The sequence below is a fragment of the Variovorax sp. 679 genome (genome assembly GCF_003952185.1).
Taxonomy (GTDB): Bacteria; Pseudomonadota; Gammaproteobacteria; order Burkholderiales; family Burkholderiaceae_C; genus Variovorax.
In genome coordinates this window covers 16251-33758 of the sequence record NZ_RXFS01000008.1, presented here as the reverse complement: position 1 = coordinate 33758, position 17508 = coordinate 16251, and the positions used below count along the sequence as shown (strand labels likewise).

Annotated in this window: 13 protein-coding genes; 5 read left to right on the top strand and 8 right to left on the bottom strand. The window is 67.4% G+C overall.

Translation table 11 applies throughout. The annotated features are described in order from the left end of the window. Positions 1-36: 36 nt before the first annotated feature. Genes EJO71_RS21010 through EJO71_RS21000 form a run of 3 tightly spaced genes read right to left on the bottom strand, consistent with a single transcriptional unit; the run spans position 37 to position 7138 of the window. On the bottom strand, positions 37-1275 hold the full coding sequence (locus tag EJO71_RS21010; RefSeq protein WP_125950614.1) for a TIGR03862 family flavoprotein: 1239 nt from the start codon (positions 1273-1275) through the stop codon (positions 37-39). After that, on the bottom strand, positions 1272-4535 hold the full coding sequence (locus EJO71_RS21005) for a UvrD-helicase domain-containing protein (RefSeq protein ID WP_125950613.1): 3264 nt from the start codon (positions 4533-4535) through the stop codon (positions 1272-1274). Before EJO71_RS21005 ends, EJO71_RS21010 begins: the two co-directional genes overlap by 4 nt. Beyond that, entirely contained in the window at positions 4532-7138 is a 2607-nt protein-coding gene (locus EJO71_RS21000; RefSeq protein ID WP_125950612.1) for a PD-(D/E)XK nuclease family protein, read from the bottom strand. Before EJO71_RS21000 ends, EJO71_RS21005 begins: the two co-directional genes overlap by 4 nt. A 157-nt stretch (positions 7139-7295) precedes the next feature. Here EJO71_RS21000 and trxA point away from each other — a divergent pair, with 157 nt between their 5' ends. Beyond that, on the top strand, positions 7296-7628 hold the full coding sequence (gene trxA, locus EJO71_RS20995; RefSeq protein WP_042578306.1) for a thioredoxin TrxA: 333 nt from the start codon (positions 7296-7298) through the stop codon (positions 7626-7628). A gap of 185 nt (positions 7629-7813) precedes the next feature. Then, complete coding sequence (gene rho / locus EJO71_RS20990; RefSeq protein WP_007836663.1) at positions 7814-9079, top strand: transcription termination factor Rho; 1266 nt, start codon at positions 7814-7816, stop codon at positions 9077-9079. A 132-nt stretch (positions 9080-9211) separates the two neighbouring features. Here rho and EJO71_RS20985 read toward each other — a convergent pair whose 3' ends face one another. Then, positions 9212-10270 carry an oxidoreductase gene (locus EJO71_RS20985; protein ID WP_125950611.1) on the bottom strand — a complete coding sequence of 353 codons (1059 nt, stop codon included), beginning with the start codon at positions 10268-10270 and terminating at the stop codon, positions 9212-9214. 182 nt (positions 10271-10452) lie between these two features. Between EJO71_RS20985 and EJO71_RS20980 the strand changes: the two genes are divergently transcribed. From EJO71_RS20980 to EJO71_RS20970, 3 genes are all read left to right on the top strand, one after another. Then, positions 10453-10722 (top strand): type B 50S ribosomal protein L31, encoded by a 270-nt coding sequence (locus EJO71_RS20980; RefSeq protein WP_019653042.1) that lies wholly within the window; start codon positions 10453-10455, stop codon positions 10720-10722. Between the two features lie 79 nt (positions 10723-10801). Beyond that, on the top strand, positions 10802-12538 hold the full coding sequence (locus EJO71_RS20975; protein ID WP_125950610.1) for a hypothetical protein: 1737 nt from the start codon (positions 10802-10804) through the stop codon (positions 12536-12538). Continuing rightward, positions 12535-13878, top strand: coding sequence for an MATE family efflux transporter (locus EJO71_RS20970; protein ID WP_125950609.1), 1344 nt, complete (start codon positions 12535-12537; stop codon positions 13876-13878). Before EJO71_RS20975 ends, EJO71_RS20970 begins: the two co-directional genes overlap by 4 nt. A gap of 22 nt (positions 13879-13900) precedes the next feature. On the opposite strand, the gene phoR is transcribed toward EJO71_RS20970, so the two are convergent. Genes phoR through pstB form a run of 4 tightly spaced genes read right to left on the bottom strand, consistent with a single transcriptional unit; the run spans position 13901 to position 17503 of the window. Then, positions 13901-15238 carry a phosphate regulon sensor histidine kinase PhoR gene (gene phoR / locus EJO71_RS20965; RefSeq protein WP_125950608.1) on the bottom strand — a complete coding sequence of 446 codons (1338 nt, stop codon included), beginning with the start codon at positions 15236-15238 and terminating at the stop codon, positions 13901-13903. Between the two features lie 44 nt (positions 15239-15282). Continuing rightward, entirely contained in the window at positions 15283-15975 is a 693-nt protein-coding gene (gene phoB / locus EJO71_RS20960; RefSeq protein WP_062473140.1) for a phosphate regulon transcriptional regulator PhoB, read from the bottom strand. 27 nt (positions 15976-16002) lie between these two features. Continuing rightward, on the bottom strand, positions 16003-16704 hold the full coding sequence (gene phoU / locus EJO71_RS20955; RefSeq protein WP_125950607.1) for a phosphate signaling complex protein PhoU: 702 nt from the start codon (positions 16702-16704) through the stop codon (positions 16003-16005). 16 nt (positions 16705-16720) lie between these two features. After that, entirely contained in the window at positions 16721-17503 is a 783-nt protein-coding gene (gene pstB, locus EJO71_RS20950; protein ID WP_007836650.1) for a phosphate ABC transporter ATP-binding protein PstB, read from the bottom strand. Positions 17504-17508 lie beyond the last annotated feature (5 nt).

Below are 17508 nucleotides of genomic sequence, written 5' to 3'. Positions count from 1 at the left end.
ACAAATCTCCAGCGAAAAATCTCCGGCGCAAGGCCCTCAAAGGCCCAGCCGCCGGATCGCACCGCGCGCCGCCGAGGCGCCACTTGCCATCGATGCCGTCAACAGGTAGCCGCCGGTCGGCGCCTCCCAGTCGAGCATCTCCCCCGCCACGAACACACCCGGCAGCGCCTGCGACATGAGCTGCGCGTCCAGCGCTTCGAAGCGCACGCCGCCTGCCGTGCTGATGGCTTCGTCGATCGGCCGCGCCGCGACGAGCTTCAGCGGCACGGCCTTGATGGTCGCCGCGAGTTGCGCCTCGTCGTGCATCGCTTCGCGGCTCAATGCCTCGTGCAACACGCCAGCCTTGATGCCTTCGAGGCCGAGCCGGCTCTTGAGATGGCTGCTGAGCGACCGCGCGCCGCGTGGATGCTTCACCGCGGCCAGCACCTGCTCGGCGCTGCGGTCGGGCAGCAGGTCCAGCAGCAGGGTCGCGCTTCCCCTGGCGGCGATCTCGTCGCGCAGCAAAGCCGACGCCGCGTAGATCAGGCTGCCTTCGATACCGCTGGCGGTCGCGACGAACTCGCCCTTCCGCGCGAAATGCCGACCGTGGCTGTCCGTGAATGAAATGGCGACCGACTTGAAGGGCTGCCCCGCGAAACGGCTGGAGAAATGCTCGCTCCAGCCTGTGCTGTCGAAGCCGCAATTGGCCGGCAGCAACGGCGCAACCTCCATGCCCTTCGCCTGTAGCCAAGGCGCCCACGCGCCGTCCGAGCCCAGGCGCGCCCAACTGGCGCCGCCGAGCGCCAGCACGACTGCATCGGCCCTGGTCGTGACTTCGCCGGCCGGCGTCGCGAATCGCAGCGAAGCGGCATCGAAGGCCCCGTCGCCCACCCACCGATGCCGCATATGGAACTGCACGCCCGCCGCACGCAGCCGATGCAGCCACGCGCGCAGCAGTGGCGCTGCCTTCATGTCGGTCGGAAAAACGCGCCCCGAGGTACCCACGAAAGTCTCGATGCCCAAGCCGCTTGCCCATTCGCGCACTTGCTGCGGCCCGAACTGCGCGAGCATCGGCTCCAGCTGCGCGCGGCGCTCGCCGAAACGGCTCGCGAACGCATCGAAAGGCTCGGAGTGCGTGAGGTTCAGCCCGCCGCGACCGGCCAGCAGGAACTTGCGGCCCACGGAGGGCATGGCGTCGTAGACGTGCACTTGCGCGCCCGAAGCGCTCAGGACTTCAGCCGCCATCAGGCCGGCAGGTCCGCCGCCGATGACGGCAACGGTAGGGGAAACATTCATTCGAGATTTACCAGTTCGCCCTGCCCGGTGAGGAACGCGACGCGCACCGTGGCACCGGGATAGGCATGTTGCACCGCCGCGCGATAGCGCTGCATCTGTGCGATCAGCGCGGCGTCCCGTTCGGGGCGCGCCGCGGATTTGTAGTCGAGCACCCACCAGGCGCCGCTGTCGCGCTCGCGCACCAGCCGGTCGATGCGCAGGGTTTCGCCTTCGTGTACCAGCGTGACTTCGTTGCCATGCCAGTCGACCCTGCGATCGTCCCACACCCAGGCGCCCTCGCCCGAACGGATTCGCTGGGCGATCGCGGCGGCGCCACGCGCCTGCTGCGCATCGAGCAGGAACTCACGGGCCGCGGCGCGTACGTGAGCAGCAGGCAGCGGCTCGCCCGGCACCGCCCATTCGAGCAGCCGGTGCATGGCCTGGCCGAAGGCGGCGGCGCGTGCATCGACCGTGGTGCTGGCGGCCTTCTTTGTCGCAAGCTGCTGCTCCACGGGTTCGGGGGCCTCCGGCATGCGCTGCATCGGGAAGCTGGCCGCACCAGCCTGAGCCGACAACGTAACCAGAGGCTCGTCGGTTTCCGTAGGCTCGCACAAGGGCTCCAGGCGAGCCCACCAGCTGCCTTCGTTGGCACGCGCCGGCCGCACAGACGACAACACCAGCCGCTCGCGTGCCCGCGTGACGGCGACGTAGAGACCGTTGAGTTCTTCGCGATGGCGCGCGTGCTGCTCTTCCTCGAGAAGGGTTGCCGCACAGGCCGGCGGCGTCCTCTCGCTCGCCAGAAAGATGAAACGCGTCGGCGCGCTGTCGCTGCCCTTCCATTCGACCAGCACGCCCATGGTCTGCGCGCGCGGCGGTGCAGCGTCGCAATCGAGCATGAGCACGGTGTCGGCCTCCAGCCCCTTGGCGCCGTGCACGGTCAGCAGTTGCACGGCATCGGGCGCGACCACGGTCGGAGCACGCACGCCGCCCGCGCGCAGGGCGCGCACCAGCGCGTACGGCGTGGCGAAGCGCGCGCCGTCGATGTCGAGCGACGCGGAGAGCACGCCGCGCAGATTGGCCAGCGCGCTCTGGCGCATCGCGGCCGGCACGGCTGCGCCGAATTTCGCGAGCAGGTCGCCATCGTGAAAGATCGCGTCGAGCGCATCGTGCGGCGGCAGCGTCATCAACCAGCGCTGCCACCTCTTGAGCCGAACGCCTGCCTCGACCAGCACAGGCGGCAGGCTCTCGTCCTTCTGGATCAGCGAGAACCAGCTCACGGGGCCGCGTTCGCGCTGTCGCAGCGCGAGCTGCACCAACGCCTCGTCGTCGACGCCGAACACCGGCGACTTCAGCGCCCGCGCCAGCGACAGGTCGTGCGCGGGCGACACCAGCGCGTCGATCAGCGCGACCACGTCCTGCACCTCGGGGGCGTCGTGCAGGTCGTTCTTCTCGGGCTGCTGCACGGGAATGTGGCGCAGGCGCAGCGCGTCCTGCATGGCCGAGAGCCGGCTGCGCCTGCGCGCCAGCACCATGATGCGGCTCGGCTGCGTGCCGTCGGCGATGCGCTGCGCCACCCATCGCGCGGCCTGCTCGCACTCCTTCTGCAACAGCTGCTCTTCAGGCAGCACGCGTGGCGTGACGAGGCTGTCGCGCCAGTGCAGCATGCCGTCGTCGGCCGGCGCCGCTTCGGCCGCGCCGCCGATCGCGTCTCGATCGATGGCGGGCAGCCTGAGCAGTTCGCCGTCGTCGCCGCGCTCGGTGGTGTGGGCGCGGTAGCCATCGAACTCACCGGCCTCCTGCGCGGCCAGCATGGCCGAGTTGACCAGCCCGACCACGGAGCGCGCGTTGCGATGCGTGTGGTCGCAGTTCAGCAGCTCGCCGTCGAGCCCTTCGCGCACGAACTTCTTCGCGGCGATGAACACCTGCGGCTCGGCGCGGCGGAAGCGATAGATGCTCTGCTTCGGGTCGCCCACGATGAACACGCGCGGCGCGCGGCCCTGCGCACCCGTGTACGAGCTGAGCCAGCCATAGAGCGCCTGCCACTGCAGCGGATTGGTGTCCTGGAACTCGTCGATCAGCAGGTGCGCGATGCGCGCGTCGAGGCGCTCCTGCACCCAGCCCGACAGGTCCGACTGGCCGAGCAACAGCTGGGCGGCCTGCTCGACGTCGTTCATGTCGACCCAGCCATGGGCGCGCTTCACGTCCGCGAAGGCCGCGATCAGCAGGCGCGTGAGGCGCGTCATGCGCTGCTGGTAGAGCCATGCGGCATGCTGGGCCTGGGCGGCGCAGAGCACCTGCAGCTCGGCTTCGGCTTCCTGCGCGGCGGGAAACTTCTGCAGGTTCTTGTTGAGGCGGTCCTCGGTCGCCACGAAGAAGCTCTTGCGCAACAGGGCCAACGCGGCCGCGAGCGAATCGCCGGCCGGCTCGCCCGTGCCGAACACGTCGATGATGGCCTCGGCGGCTTTCTGCGGCGTCTTGTTGCTCTCGCGGCCCAGCGCGGCGGCCCGGTCGAGCCAGCGGCGGCGGATCTGCTCGCCGCGCAAGGCCTCGATCGGCTCGTCCAGCCCCTCGAGCGCCGGATAGAGCGCGCTGAAATGCCGCACGGCGTTTTCCGCGTCGGCCAGCGAGAACTCGACGCGCTTCGACAGCGCCTCGCTCAGCGCCTTGGCCGTCTGCGAGCGGCCGTGCGTGGCGACGACGGCGTAGTAGTCGGCCAGCGCCTCCTTGCTGGAAGTGACCGCCTCGAAGAAAGGCCGCCATGTGTAGCCGCGCGCCTCCGCGTCGTCCTCGAGCAGCTCGTAGTTCGAAGGCAGGCCCAACTCGCGCAGCACCGCGAGCGGCGCGTTGCGCAGCAGGCCGGCGAACCAGGCGTGGAAAGTGCGGAACTGCACCGGCCTGCCGCCTTCGAGCAAACGCCGGTAGAGGCCCTTCAGGCGCGGCACGGCAGCCGATGCAGCCGCAGGTTCCATGCCGCGCATCACGAGCTGGGCGACCAGCTCTTCCGGTGTGCGCTGCGCGAAATCTTCCAGCCATTGGTCGAGCCGCTCGCGCATTTCGCCGGCCGCCTTCTTCGTGAAGGTGATGGCCAGGATCTCGTGCGGCTCGCAGGCGGTATCGCCCTCCTCGAGCAGCGCGCGCAGGATGCGCGAAACCAGCATCCAGGTCTTGCCAGCGCCGGCGCAGGCCTCGACGGCGACCGAGCGGCGCGGATCGCAGGCAACGGTGTAGAAGGCCTCGCGCGTGACGTGCCGGCCGTTGTGTTCGTAGGCGGCGCCGTTCATTGCACATCGCCTCCTGTCGTCGGGCCGCCCACGACGGCGGGCAGCGGGGACTCGTCGCCCCAGAAGTCCTTGCGGCACAGGCCGCGCGCCGCGCAGTAGTCGCACACGGCGCCCTCCCCCAACGGCGGCAGCGCCGCGCCCTGCGCGATGCGCCGGAAGTCGTCGATGATGCCGGCCACCAGCGCATCGCGCGCCTCGACCACGGCAGGCTGCTCGACGGTCTGCGTGCCGGCGGATTTCTCCCCCACGTTCACATACGCGGCGCGCAGGGTGTCGTCGGCCACCAGCGCGGCGTAGAAGGCCAGCTGGGTGTCCTCGGTCGGGTCTTTCACGCGCTCCTTGCTGACCGTGGCGGACTCGGTCTTGTAGTCGATCACGAAGGCCTGGCCGTCGGGCATGCGGTCGATGCGGTCGAGCCGGCCGATCAGGCGCAGCCCGCCGAACGACTGCTCCTTCCACGGCTCGGACTCGGCGAAGACGGCACCGGCCGCCTCGTGCCCGGTCAGCCAGCCCAGATAGCCGTCGCGCACCGCCGGCCACGCAGCGGCGAAAGGCAGGAACTCGGCGTCGGACAGCCCGAGCTCCTGCGTCGAGCGCACGGCAGCGGCCTCGATGAGGGCGACGCGCTCCTGCGCGTCCTGCGTCGGGGCTTCGGCCAGCGCTTCGTGGAAATGGCCGAGCACTGCATGCAGCCAGTTGCCGAAGTCGCGCTTGTCGACTTCGGCATCGAGCTCGTCGGCACTGCGCAGGCCCAGTTGCCGCAGTGCGAAGAAGCGATAGGGGCAGCGGCGCAGGTCTTCGTAGACGCTGGTGGAGATGTTCTCCAGCGGCAGGAGTGCACCAGAGGGAGTCGGGTACCCGGTCGGCTGGACGGCCACATCGCGCGGCAGGCGCGGATCGGCCGAGGGCTGCAGGGCGTGGTCGAGCTGCAGCGCCTGCACGAGCGGGCTCGGCCGCACGGGTTCGCCGCTGGCGTCGGAGTGGCGCCAGATCAGCTCGCACGACGGGTTGTGCAGCGCCGCGGCCCAGGCTGCGCGCTGGGCTGCCTCGAGCGCCTCGCGCGACGGCAGGCCGAGGTCGAGGCGCTGGGCTGCGCTCCAGTTGCCAGGCGGCTCGGGCGATGCCGGCAGGCGGCGGTCGTCGCAGCCCGGGACCACGACGGCGCCGAAGGCCCGGCCCAGCAGTTGATAGAGCGGCAGCACCACGACCCTCGGCGCCTGGTCGCCCGCGGGGGGCACGAAGCTCGCGTCTTCCAGTACGTCGCGCACCCAGGCGGTGAATTCGGCCAGGGTGTGGCGCCCGCCTGGGAATTCGTCTTCATCCTCGCCGTGAGCGCCGGCGTCGAGCCACAGCGCACCGATCACCTTGCCGCCGGCCAGGTCCTCCTCGAGCAAGGTCCACTGGCCACTGGCTTCGAGCAGTTCACGCAACGCGTGAAGCCATTCGGCGAGCGGGCGTGAGCGGGCCACGGGCGCGCGGCGCGCCTCGATGGCCTCGGTGAAGTCCTGCAGCGCGGTGCCTTTCGACTTCTCGCTGCGGGTCATCAAGGCGCTCCACGCCGACCAGTCGCGCATGCCCTCGTGGCGCAGGCGGGCTTCGAGCGACTGGACGAGCGCCGAATCGCCGTCGGCGCCGCTCTTGAGCCATTCGAGCACCTGGTCGCTGGTGGCGTCGTGGGCGCAGGCGCGCAGCGCGCTCATCAGCGAGGCGGCGGCGCGCGTGGTCGAGAGCTTCCAGCCCGTCTCGTCGTGCGTGACGACACCCTGCGCGCTCAACTGGGCGCTGATGCGGCGGGTGAGCGCGCGATCGGTCGCGACCAGCGCGACCGGCGCGCGGTCTTCCGCGAGGTGCCGCAACACGCAGGCAGCAGCGAGCCCGGCTTCGTCTTCGGGGTCGAGGGCAACGTGCGAGGCGCACACCTGCGTCGGGGCGCCGGAAGGGACCAGCGAGAGATGAAGGGCGCGGTCGCCCCACAGCCTGCAGAGCGATTGGGTGAGCGGGTCGGACTGGAAGCCTTCGAGCACGATCAGCGCGTCGACCTGCGCACGCGTGGACTCGCGCTGCAGCACGTCGGTGGCGTAGCCCGAGGTGGAAGTCCACGCGACGGCGATGCGGATCAGCGCGCTTTCGGTACGGAACCACTCGGACTCGCTGCCTGCGTCGGCCACGCCTGCCGCACGTTGTGCCCATTCACCGCCACGCTCTTCGGGCGTCACGGCGGCCGCGAGGGGCGCCAACTGATACGCCAGCTCGACGACGCGGCCAGCCAGGGCGAAGCGCTCGGCATGGAAGCCGGACTGCGACAGCAACGCCTGCGCCGTGACCAGGTCGCGCGCCATGTCGTGGGCGATGTCGTAGCCCGTCGGCACGAAGCCGCCCGCGCTGCGGGCCCAGTTGTGGGTGGTTTCGAAGCGCGGCACGAAGCCGGGACTGCCGCAGCGCGCCCACATGGCGCGCGCAACGCCCATAAGCTGCGCATAGGGCACCAGCACCACGGTGCGGGCGGCATGCAGCTGGCGCTCGGCGAGCACGCGGACGATCCGCGCGACGACGCCGTCGGCGGGATCGCACCACAGGGCCTGCACAGGGTGGCCTTCGTTCATGTTCTATCGAGGGGTTGGAGAGCGCGTGGACGTGACGCGCAAGGGCTTTGGCTATCGCCGCCATAGCGTCCCCGCCCGGCACGTCACCCCTTGGTTTCTGTCACAATGACCAGCACTTTAGCTGCACCGAAACTCTCTGCGCACAAGGATCCATCACATGGCCAGCGAACTCATCAAACACATCTCCGACTCCTCCTTCGAGGCCGACGTGCTCAAGTCCAGCCAGCCGGTGCTGGTCGACTACTGGGCCGAATGGTGCGGCCCCTGCAAGATGATCGCCCCGATCCTGGACGAAGTGTCTGCCACCTACGAAGGCAAGCTGCAGATCGCCAAGCTCAACGTCGACGAAAACCGCGACATCCCCGCCAAGTTCGGCATCCGCGGCATCCCCACGCTGATGCTGTTCAAGGACGGCCAGCTGGCCGCAACCAAGGTCGGCGCGATGAGCAAGGCTCAGCTCACGGCCTTCATCGACCAGCAACTCGCCTAAGCGACATTTCAACCGGCCAGCGCGCAATGCGTTGGCCGGCGCGTTTTTCCTGTCATAATCTCCCACAGATCACCGGCCCTTTCACTCAGGCAGTCGGTTCGAGTTCCCCGGTTGGTGAGGCAGTTCTCGCTTCACGTTCAACCTCCCCCCGTTTTCCGTTCGATTACCCCGCGAGGGGTCATTCCATGCACTTAAACGAACTCAAGGCACTCCACGTGTCTGAAGTCCTCAAGCAGGCTGAAGCGCTTGAGATCGAAAACGTCGGCCGCATGCGCAAGCAGGAGCTGATGTTCGCGATCATCAAGAAGCGCGCAAAGGCCGGCGAGCAGGTCTTCGCCGACGGCGTGCTCGAAATACTGCCCGACGGCTTCGGCTTCCTGCGCAGCCCCGACACCAGCTTCACGGCCAGCACGGACGACATCTACATCTCGCCCAGCCAGGTGCGCCGTTTCAACCTGCACACCGGCGACATGATCGAAGGCGAAGTGCGCACGCCCAAGGACGGCGAGCGCTACTTCGCGCTGACCAAGCTCGACAAGGTCAACGACGGTCCGCCGGAGCAGAACAAGCACAAGGTGATGTTCGAAAACCTGACGCCGCTGTTCCCCAAGGAGCAGATGAAGCTCGAGCGCGACGGCATCAAGGGCGACGAGAACATCACCGGCCGCATCATCGACATCATCGCCCCCATCGGCAAAGGCCAGCGCGCCCTGCTCGTGGCACCGCCCAAGAGCGGCAAGACGGTGATGATGCAGCACATCGCCCACGCGATCAGCGCCAACTACCCTGACGTCCACATGATGGTGCTGCTCGTCGACGAGCGCCCTGAAGAAGTGACCGAAATGCAGCGCACGGTGAAGGGCGAGGTCATTGCCTCGACCTTCGACGAACCCGCCGCACGCCACGTGCACGTGGCCGAAATGGTCATCGAGCGCGCCAAGCGCCTGGTCGAGCTCAAGAAGGACGTGGTGATCCTGCTCGACTCGATCACCCGCCTCGCCCGCGCCTACAACAACGTCGTGCCCTCTTCGGGCAAGGTGCTGACCGGTGGTGTCGACTCCAACGCGCTGCAGCGTCCCAAGCGCTTCCTGGGCGCGGCGCGCAACGTGGAAGAAGGCGGCTCGCTGACCATCATCGGCACCGCGCTGATCGACACCGGCAGCCGCATGGACGAAGTGATCTTCGAAGAGTTCAAGGGCACCGGCAACTCCGAAATCCACCTCGACCGCCGCCTGTACGAAAAGCGCGTGTTCCCGTCGATCCAGCTCAATCGCAGCGGCACGCGTCGCGAAGAACTGCTGCTGGCACCCGAGATCCTGCAGAAGACCCGCATCCTGCGCCAGCTCATGTACAACATGGACGAGATCGAGTCGATGGAGCTGATGCTCAAGAACATGAAGGCGACGAAGACGAATGTCGAGTTCTTCGACATGATGCGTCGCGGCGGGTAACTGTTGCTCGCCACCAGGCTACGCGCACTTCGTGTCGCTACGCCAATCCCCTAACGGGGGCGGTGCCCGCCGACCGGCAAAGCCGGATCAGTGGCACCCCACGAATGAATGCCCGCCTTGCGCGGGCATTTTTCATGCGCGAACGGCGCGCCCCTCGAGAGCGCTCTGGCGGCCGAGGTCCAGCAGCTCCATCAGCGCAACCGCCTGCTCCGGTGGTACCGGGTTCGGGCCGTGGCCGAGGATGGCATCGCGCACCGCGACGTAGTAGTCAACGTAGTTGCCGGGGCGCGTAGGAATACTGCGTTTGGCAAACGTCCCATCGGGACCTGCGAGCGTGAGCTCCCCGTCCAGCGGATCGGCGCCCCACCCTTCAGCGGGCGGCCGCCGCCCGGCACGCAGCGCATCTTCCTGCGTATCGACGCCGTGCTTGACGTAACTGCCGAGCGTGCCATGGACGATGTAGCGCGGTGCGGCATGGGCCGCCAGCGTCGTCGAATGCAGCACCACACGCAGAGGTGCGTGCGGCCCCTCCTCGTATCGCAGCACGGCATGGAAGTAGTCCTCCACCACGGCGCCATCCCGCAGGACCGCAGTGTCGAGCTGAATCGTGTCGGGGCGACCGAAAAGCTGCACCGCCTGGTCGACCAGATGGGAGCCCAGGTCCACCCAGAGGCCCGAGCCCGGCACGGCCTGCTCGCGCCAGCGCTCCTTCACTTCGGGCCGGAAGCGGTCGAAGTGTGACTCCAGGTACACCGGCCGGCCCAACTCGCCGGACGCCAGCACGTCCTTGAGGGCCAGGAAGTCGGCGTCAAAGCGCCGGTTCTGATAGACCGCCAGGATGCGATTGTTGCGTTTCGACAACAATTCAAGCTCCTTTGCCTCGTCCACGTCGAGCGTGAAGGGCTTGTCCACCACCACGTGCTTTCCGGCCTCCAGCGCGGCCTTGGCGACCGGATGGTGCTGGGCATTGGGCGTGGCCACCACGACCAGGTCGATATCGGAACGGGCCACGAGCGCGGCCACATCGGGCACAACCGCGACATCAGGCCAGTCGGCGTGCACCTTGTGCGGCTGCGAACTGGCCACCGCCGCCAGCTCCAGCCCCGGAACAGCCGAAAGGACGGGAGCGTGGAAGGTCTGACCGGCAAAACCGTAGCCAACGAGGCCTGCGCGCAGGGGGACAGAAGTCATGGTGGGCCTTGTTTGCTCGAAAATGGGGCAGTATGCGATAATCGTGGGCTCCGCGAAAAGTGCGGTCAGGCACCGTCGCCTGGCTCCTCGGTCTTCTTCCGAGGCAGCGTGCCAGACTGCTGGCACGTTGGTGGCTCTCGCATCGACCGCGCATTGATTCCAAAAGCGCAGAAGGAAACACCATGGCAAAAGAAGGCATTCACCCGAATTACCGCGAAGTCCTGTTCGTCGACATGTCGAACGGCTTCAAGTTCGTGACCCGTTCGTGCGCGAACACCAAGGAAATGGGCAAGACCGACGACGGTCGTGAACTGCCGCTGTTCAAGCTCGATACCACCAGCGAATCGCACCCGTTCTACACCGGCACGCAGAAGTCGGTCGACAACATGGGCGGCCGCGTCGAGAAGTTCCGCAACCGCTTCGGCAAGACCACCGGCGCCGCCTCGAAGTAAGGTACGCGCTTTTGCGTCGAGGGCAGCCCGGTTTACCGCGCTGCCCTTTTTCTTTCCGAATCCTGCCCTTTCCCGCCACTTGAACCAGCCCACCCCCGCGATCGTTGCCCAGAGCGCCGTGCGTCGGCTGCCGCGCATTGCACTGCTTCTGCTGTGCGCGGCCTACCTGCTGCCGGGCCTGGTCGGCCGGGGCCCCTGGAAAAGCGCCGACATCACGGCCTTCGGCTACATGGCCGAGCTGGCCCGCAGCACCGAGGGCATCGCGCGCTGGTTCGATCCCATGCTGTTGGGCCTGCGTCCGGAAACGCCCGCCCTGATTCCCTACTGGATCGGCGCCCTGGCCATCAAGATCGCTCCTTCGTGGCTGAACCCCGATCTGGCCGTGCGCATCGCGTTCGCGTTCCTGCTCTGGGGCACCTTCACCGCCACCTGGTACGCCGTCTATTACCTGGCCCGCACTGCACGCGCCCAGCCCGTAGCTTTTGCCTTCGGCGGTGAAGCACGGCCAACCGACTACGCACGCGCCATTGCGGACGGCGGCCTGCTGGCGCTGATCGCTTGTCTCGGCCTCGCCCAGCTCGGCCACGAGACCACTCCCGCGCTGGCCCAGCTCTTCTTCGCCTCGCACCTTTTCTATGGCGTGGCCGCGCTGCCCTACCGCCGCACCGGCCCCGTGATCGCGCTGGTCGTGGGCACCATCGGCATCACACTTAGCGGTGCCCCAACCGTCGGACTCGCACTCGCCATCGGCAGCGTGCTGTACGTCGCTTACGAACGCCGGCTCGCCGCGCGGGCTGAAAGCGAGAACATCGACCACGAAGACAGCGGCCCCGGCTACACACGAGGTGCCCTGTACACGATGATCGGCGTCACGGCGCTGGCGGCGGTACTCGTGTTCGGCCTGAAGCTGCCGACATGGAAGATCACCGTCATCGGCGGCACGTTGCTGGGTGATGTGCGGGGCCAGGCCAAGCTGCTGCTCTGGTTCACCTGGCCGGTCTGGCCTCTTGCGATCTGGACGCTGTGGCGCTGGCGACGACAGCTCACTGCGCGCCACGTGGCGCTGCCTTTCTGGTTCGCGCTGATGCCACTGGCCGCCACCTGGACCACCGACTACTCCGACCGCTCGCTGCTGCTGGCTCTGCCCGCCTTCGCCACGCTCGCAGCATTTGCCCTGCCCACCTTCCGGCGCAGCGCCGCCGCGTTGATCGACTGGTTCAACGTGCTGTTCTTCAGCGGCCTCGCCGTGCTGGGCTGGATCTACTGGATCGCCATGCAGACCGGCGCACCGCCCAAGCCCGCCGCCAGCGTCGCGCGGCTCGTGCCCGGCTTCGTGCCCGAGCTCTCGCCCATTGCCGTGGCGCTCGCCGTGGCCGCAACCATCGCCTGGTGCTGGCTGGTGCGCTGGCGCACGGGGCGCCACCGCGCCGCGCTCTGGAAAACGCTGGTTCTGCCTGCCGGCGGCACGGCCCTGTGCTGGATGCTGCTGATGACGCTGTGGCTGCCGCCCATCGACTACGCGCGCAGCTACATGCCGCAGATACACGCCGTGGCGGAACGTGTCGGTCAGCCGCGCTGCATTGCCGAACTGGCGTTGAGCCGCGCGCACATTGCCGCGCTGCGCCATCACGGCAACTTCAACGTGCAGCCGCTGCTTCTGGGCACCGACTGCCCATGGCTGCTGGTCAGCCCCGACACGATCGAACGCCTGCACACCATCATTCCCTTCGACCAGTGGCGCTTTGCCGGTACGCTGCGACGCCCCAGCAGCGCGGCCGACGACCTCCTGCTCTACCAGAAGATCACGCCGCAGTGAGGGGCGAACGGGCTCTGATCGCGCGGCATGCGGGCACGGTGCTCGTCGGCCAGCTGGCCGTGATGGCCTTCGGCGTGGCCGACACCATCATCGCGGGCCGCTACTCCGAGCAGGCCCTGGCAGCCCTGTCGGTCGGCGCTGCAGTCTTCGTCAGCGTGTACGTGTCTCTGATGGGCGTGCTGCAGGCGCTGCTGCCGGTCTGGGCCGAATTGCACGGCGGCGGGCGCAGCGGCGAGGTGGGCCGCTCGGTGCGGCAATCGCTGTATCTCGCGGCCATCGCCATCGTGGTCGGCATGGCGATCCTTCTGTTGCCGGGCGCGGTCCTTCGTTGGACCCAGGTGCCTCCGCAAATGCGCGGCGAAGTCGAGGCCTATCTGGCCGTACTGGCCTTTGCCCTGGCACCCGCCCTGCTCTTTCGCCTGTTCAGCACGCTCAATCAAAGCCTGGGCAAGCCCCAGCTCGTGACCTGGTTGCAACTCGGATCGCTCGTTGTGAAGCTGCCGCTGTCGATCTGGTTCACCTTCGGCGGCGCGGGCCTGCCGGCCATGGGCCTCGTGGGCTGCGGCTGGGCCACGCTGTGCGTGAACTGGACCATGCTCGGCTGCGCGATCTGGCTGCTGCGCAACCGGCCGTTCTATCGGGACTACGGGCTCTGGAAGCGCATCGAGGCCCCTGACTGGCGCCAGATCCGCAGGTTCGCGCGGCTCGGCGTGCCCGGCGGCCTTGCCGTGCTGGTCGAAGTGACGTCGTTCACGCTGATGGCCCTGTTCATCGCCCGGCTCGGCACAGCGGCGGCGGCAGCGCACCAGATCGCCTCGAACCTGCTGGCCGTGGCCTACATGACGCCACTGTCTCTGGCCATTGCAACCAGCGCTCGCGTGAGCTTCTGGCTCGGCGCCGGCGATGCCGTACGGGCCCGGCACGCTTGCCGGCTGGGCTTCGAGCTGACGGCGCTGTGCGCGCTGTTCTACGCCGCCGCCATGGCGATGCTGCGCCACGAGCTCGCCAACGTGTACTCCGACAACCCGGCCGTCATCGCGATGGCGGGCGCGCTGTTGCTTGCGGTGGCGCTGTATCACTTCGCGGACGCGGTCCAGACCTTCTGCGTATTCGTGCTGCGGTGCTACCGGGTCACACTGGCACCGCTGGTGATCTACTGCGCGATGCTGTGGGGAGTCGGCCTCGGTGGCAGCTACCTGCTCGCATACCGTGGCCTTGGCCCCTGGGCGGCGATGCAGTCACCGCTGGCATTCTGGATCATGAGTGCCGCCGCACTGGCCCTGACGGCCCTGCTGTTCGGCGTACTGCTGCGCTGGACGATGCGCCAGCGCGCAAGGTAAGACTCGCGCCCGGCCTGAGCCGCTACTTGACCAGCACTCGCGCCTCGCGCACGCGTGCTGCCGGAAAAACCAGCGCAAAGCGCGATCCCTTGCCCACCGTGCTTTCGATGCGCAATTCCGCGCCGTGACGCTGCGCGATGTGCTTGACGATCGCTAGCCCAAGACCCGTGCCGCCGGTTTCGCGCGAGCGACTGCGGTCGATGCGATAGAAGCGTTCGGTCAGCCGCGGAATGTGCTCGGCGGCAATGCCGGGGCCGGTGTCCTTCACTGCGTACTCGCCACGCCCGTCAGGAAGCACCTTCCAGCTCACCGCCACTTCTCCGCCGCCAGGCGTGTAGCGGATGGCATTGCTCAGCAGGTTCGACATCGCGCTTTGCAGCTCGGTCGGCGCACCCGATATCTCGGACTCTGCATCGATGGTGAACGACAGCCGATGGCCTTGCGGTGTCAGGCGGCCCGACAGGCCTCGCCCTTCGTCTTCGCATTGCGCAAGCAGCGCCCGGGTGCGAATCCACTGATTGCCCGAAGGCGGCGCACTGCCCTCGAGCCGCGACAGCGTCAGCAGGTCGTTCACCAGCGTCTCCATGCGGTGCGATTGCTGCCCCATCAGGGAGAGATAGCGCGTGCGCTCGTCCGCATCGAGCGGCAGGTTCTGCAGGGTCTCGACGAAGCCCGCCAGCACCGTCAGCGGCGTGCGGATCTCATGCGACACATTCGCCACGAAATCGCGCCGCATCGCCTCGGCCTGTTCCAGCGCTGTGATGTCACGCGTGAGCAGCATGCGGCGGTTGCCCGCATAGGGATGCACCTGCACCGACAGCCGCACCGGATGGCCACGCTGATGACCGTGGCCGAGCCCGGAGGCGTCAATGACCACGTCGCGGCTGTAGTTCCAGGACGCCAGATAGGCCACGAAGGCTGGATCGCGCACGAGGTTTGCCAGGTGCTGCGCCAGGTCGCGCTCGGCGTCGATGCCGAACTGGCTGGCCGCCGTCTGGTTGCACCATTCGATGCGCCCCTGCTCGTCGAGCAGCACCACGCCATTGGGAGACGCCTGGATTGCCGCAAGGAATTCCTGGAGGCGATCTTCGGCCTGTCGGGTCTGCTGTTCACGGTCGCGCAGCAGCTTGCGGATGCGCTCCGACAATTCGCCCCAGACACCCGAACCGCGCGACGGCAGGCCATTGGCATCGTTGCGCAAGACTCGCATCAGCCGCTCGGCGCGCCAGGCATCCAGCCCCAGCCAGAGTACAGCGCCCAGCCATGCACCCAGCCACCCGAACTTCCAGCCGAAAGTGGCGACAGCACCCGCTCCTACGACGAGGGATGCTATTAAAAATGTAGCGATTCGGAAAGGCATGGCGGGCGATTATCCGCGCCCGCGGCCAACGGGAGCCACGGCGGTCAAACCGTGACTTGGGCGGTCAGGCGATAGCCCGCTCCGCGGACGGTTTCGACCATGGGCGCCGCCACGCCCAGCGATTCGCGCAGGCGCTTGACGTGCACGTCGACCGTGCGCTCTTCGATGTAGACGTGGTCGCCCCACACCTTGTCGAGCAGTTGTGCCCGGCTGTGCACGCGCTCGGCGTGCTGCATCAGGTAGGCCAGCAGCTTGAACTCGGTCGGGCCAACCTTCAGCGCACCGCCCTGCCAGGTCACACGGTGCGTGGAAGTGTCGAGCGCCAGTTCGCCGATCTCGACGCGCTCCGTGACCACTTCCGGCGCCCGGCGACGCAGCACCGCACGGATGCGGGCCAGCATTTCCTGGGTGGAGAAAGGTTTGGTGATGTAGTCGTCGGCACCGGCGTCGAGGCCGGCGACCTTGTCGGGTTCGTCGCCGCGCGCGGTCAGCATCAGGATCGGGATGGCCTTGGTGCGCGGGTCCTTGCGCCACTGGCGCGCGAGCTGCAGGCCGCTCTGGCCCGGCAGCATCCAGTCGAGCAGGATCAGATCCGGCAGGAAGGCGTCGATCTCGCGCTGGGCCGCTGCGCCATCTTCCGACCAGATCGGCTCGAAGCCGTTGTGGCGCAGGTTGACGGCGATCAGCTCGGCGATCGAGGATTCGTCTTCGACGATCAGGACTCGGGGTTTCTTCATGCTTTCTTGGGAGTCTTGCTGCCGTTGTTACTGCAGCGCCGACTCGATTTCCTGCATCGAAGTGTGCCGCACATCGGCACCCTTGACGATGTAGATGATGAACTCGGCGATGTTCTTGGCATGGTCGCCGATACGTTCGATGGCCTTGGCCAGGAACAGCAGATCCAGGCTGGCGGAGATCGTGCGCGGGTCTTCCATCATGTAGGTGACCAGCTTGCGGACGAAACCGTCGAACTCCTTGTCGATCAGGTCGTCGTCCTTCAGGATCGACAGCGCGGCGGCGGTGTCGAGCCGCGCGAAGGCGTCGAGCGCCTTGCGAAGCAGGCCCGCCGCCAGGTCGGCGGCAATGCGCAGCTCGGTTGTCGGCAGTTGGCGGGACGCCCCGCTCTCGATGATCGACTTGACCATGCGCGCGATCTTGTTGGCCTCGTCGCCCACGCGCTCGAGGTTGGCGGTGGTCTTGCTGATGGCGATCAGCAGGCGCAGGTCGCGTGCGGTCGGCTGGCGGCGCGCGATGATCGAAGACAGCTCGCGGTCGATGTCGATTTCCATCGCGTTGACGCGGTGCTCGGTTTCCATCACGCGGTTGGCCGCTTCGGGATCAAACTGCAGCAGCGCATACACGGCCTGGTTGATCTGCGACTCGACCATGCCGCCGAGTTCCATCACGCGCGACGAAACGCCGTTGAGTTCGCTGTCGAACTGGCTGGAGAGGTGCTTCTCGGTCATGTTGTCTCCTTTGGCTTCAACCGAAACGGCCGGTGATGTAGTCCTCGGTCTCCTTGCGCTGCGGCTTGAAGAACATCTGTTCGGTGGCACCGAACTCGATCAGGTCACCGAGGTACATGTAGGCGGTGTAGTCGCTGCAGCGGGCGGCCTGCTGCATGTTATGCGTCACGATGACCACCGTGTATTCGTTCTTGAGCTCGGCGATCAGTTCCTCGATCTTCGCGGTCGAGATCGGGTCGAGTGCCGAGCAGGGTTCGTCGAGCAGCAGCACTTCGGGCTTGATCGCAATGCCGCGTGCGATGCACAGGCGCTGCTGCTGGCCGCCGGAGAGGCCCGAGCCGCTTTGCTGCAGCTTGTCGCGCACTTCGGTCCACAGGGCTGCCTTCTTCAGCGCCCACTCGACGCGGTCGTCCATTTCGCTGGCCGAGAGGTTCTCGAACAGCTTCACGCCGAAGGCGATGTTGTCGTAGATCGACATCGGGAACGGCGTGGGCTTCTGGAACACCATGCCGACCTTGGCGCGGATCAGGGCCACGTCCTGCTTCGACGTGAGCAGGTTCTCGCCGTCGAGTGCGATGGTGCCTTCGGCGCGCTGCTCCGGATAGAGCTCGAACATGCGGTTGAAGGTACGCAGCAGCGTCGACTTGCCGCAGCCCGAAGGGCCGATGAACGCGGTGACCTTGTTCTCGGGGATCTCGAGATTGATGCCCTTGAGCGCGTGGAACTTGCCGTAGTAGAAGTTCAGGTCCTTGACCGAGATCTTCGAGCGCGACGGTTGTTGTGCAACGGTGTTTGGCATGTTGT

What these genes read in the sequence shown, in the direction of transcription:
- EJO71_RS20985 (WP_125950611.1), bottom strand. Translation starts at nt 10,270, where the DNA reads ATGACTTCTGTCCCCCTGCGCGCAGGCCTCGTTGGCTACGGTTTTGCC.
- EJO71_RS21000 (WP_125950612.1), bottom strand. Translation starts at nt 7,138, where the DNA reads ATGAACGAAGGCCACCCTGTGCAGGCCCTGTGGTGCGATCCCGCCGAC.
- trxA (WP_042578306.1), top strand. Translation starts at nt 7,296, where the DNA reads ATGGCCAGCGAACTCATCAAACACATCTCCGACTCCTCCTTCGAGGCC.
- phoU (WP_125950607.1), bottom strand. Translation starts at nt 16,704, where the DNA reads ATGACCGAGAAGCACCTCTCCAGCCAGTTCGACAGCGAACTCAACGGC.
- phoB (WP_062473140.1), bottom strand. Translation starts at nt 15,975, where the DNA reads ATGAAGAAACCCCGAGTCCTGATCGTCGAAGACGAATCCTCGATCGCC.
- phoR (WP_125950608.1), bottom strand. Translation starts at nt 15,238, where the DNA reads ATGCCTTTCCGAATCGCTACATTTTTAATAGCATCCCTCGTCGTAGGA.
- EJO71_RS20980 (WP_019653042.1), top strand. Translation starts at nt 10,453, where the DNA reads ATGGCAAAAGAAGGCATTCACCCGAATTACCGCGAAGTCCTGTTCGTC.
- pstB (WP_007836650.1), bottom strand. Translation starts at nt 17,503, where the DNA reads ATGCCAAACACCGTTGCACAACAACCGTCGCGCTCGAAGATCTCGGTC.
- EJO71_RS21005 (WP_125950613.1), bottom strand. Translation starts at nt 4,535, where the DNA reads ATGAACGGCGCCGCCTACGAACACAACGGCCGGCACGTCACGCGCGAG.
- EJO71_RS21010 (WP_125950614.1), bottom strand. Translation starts at nt 1,275, where the DNA reads ATGAATGTTTCCCCTACCGTTGCCGTCATCGGCGGCGGACCTGCCGGC.
- rho (WP_007836663.1), top strand. Translation starts at nt 7,814, where the DNA reads ATGCACTTAAACGAACTCAAGGCACTCCACGTGTCTGAAGTCCTCAAG.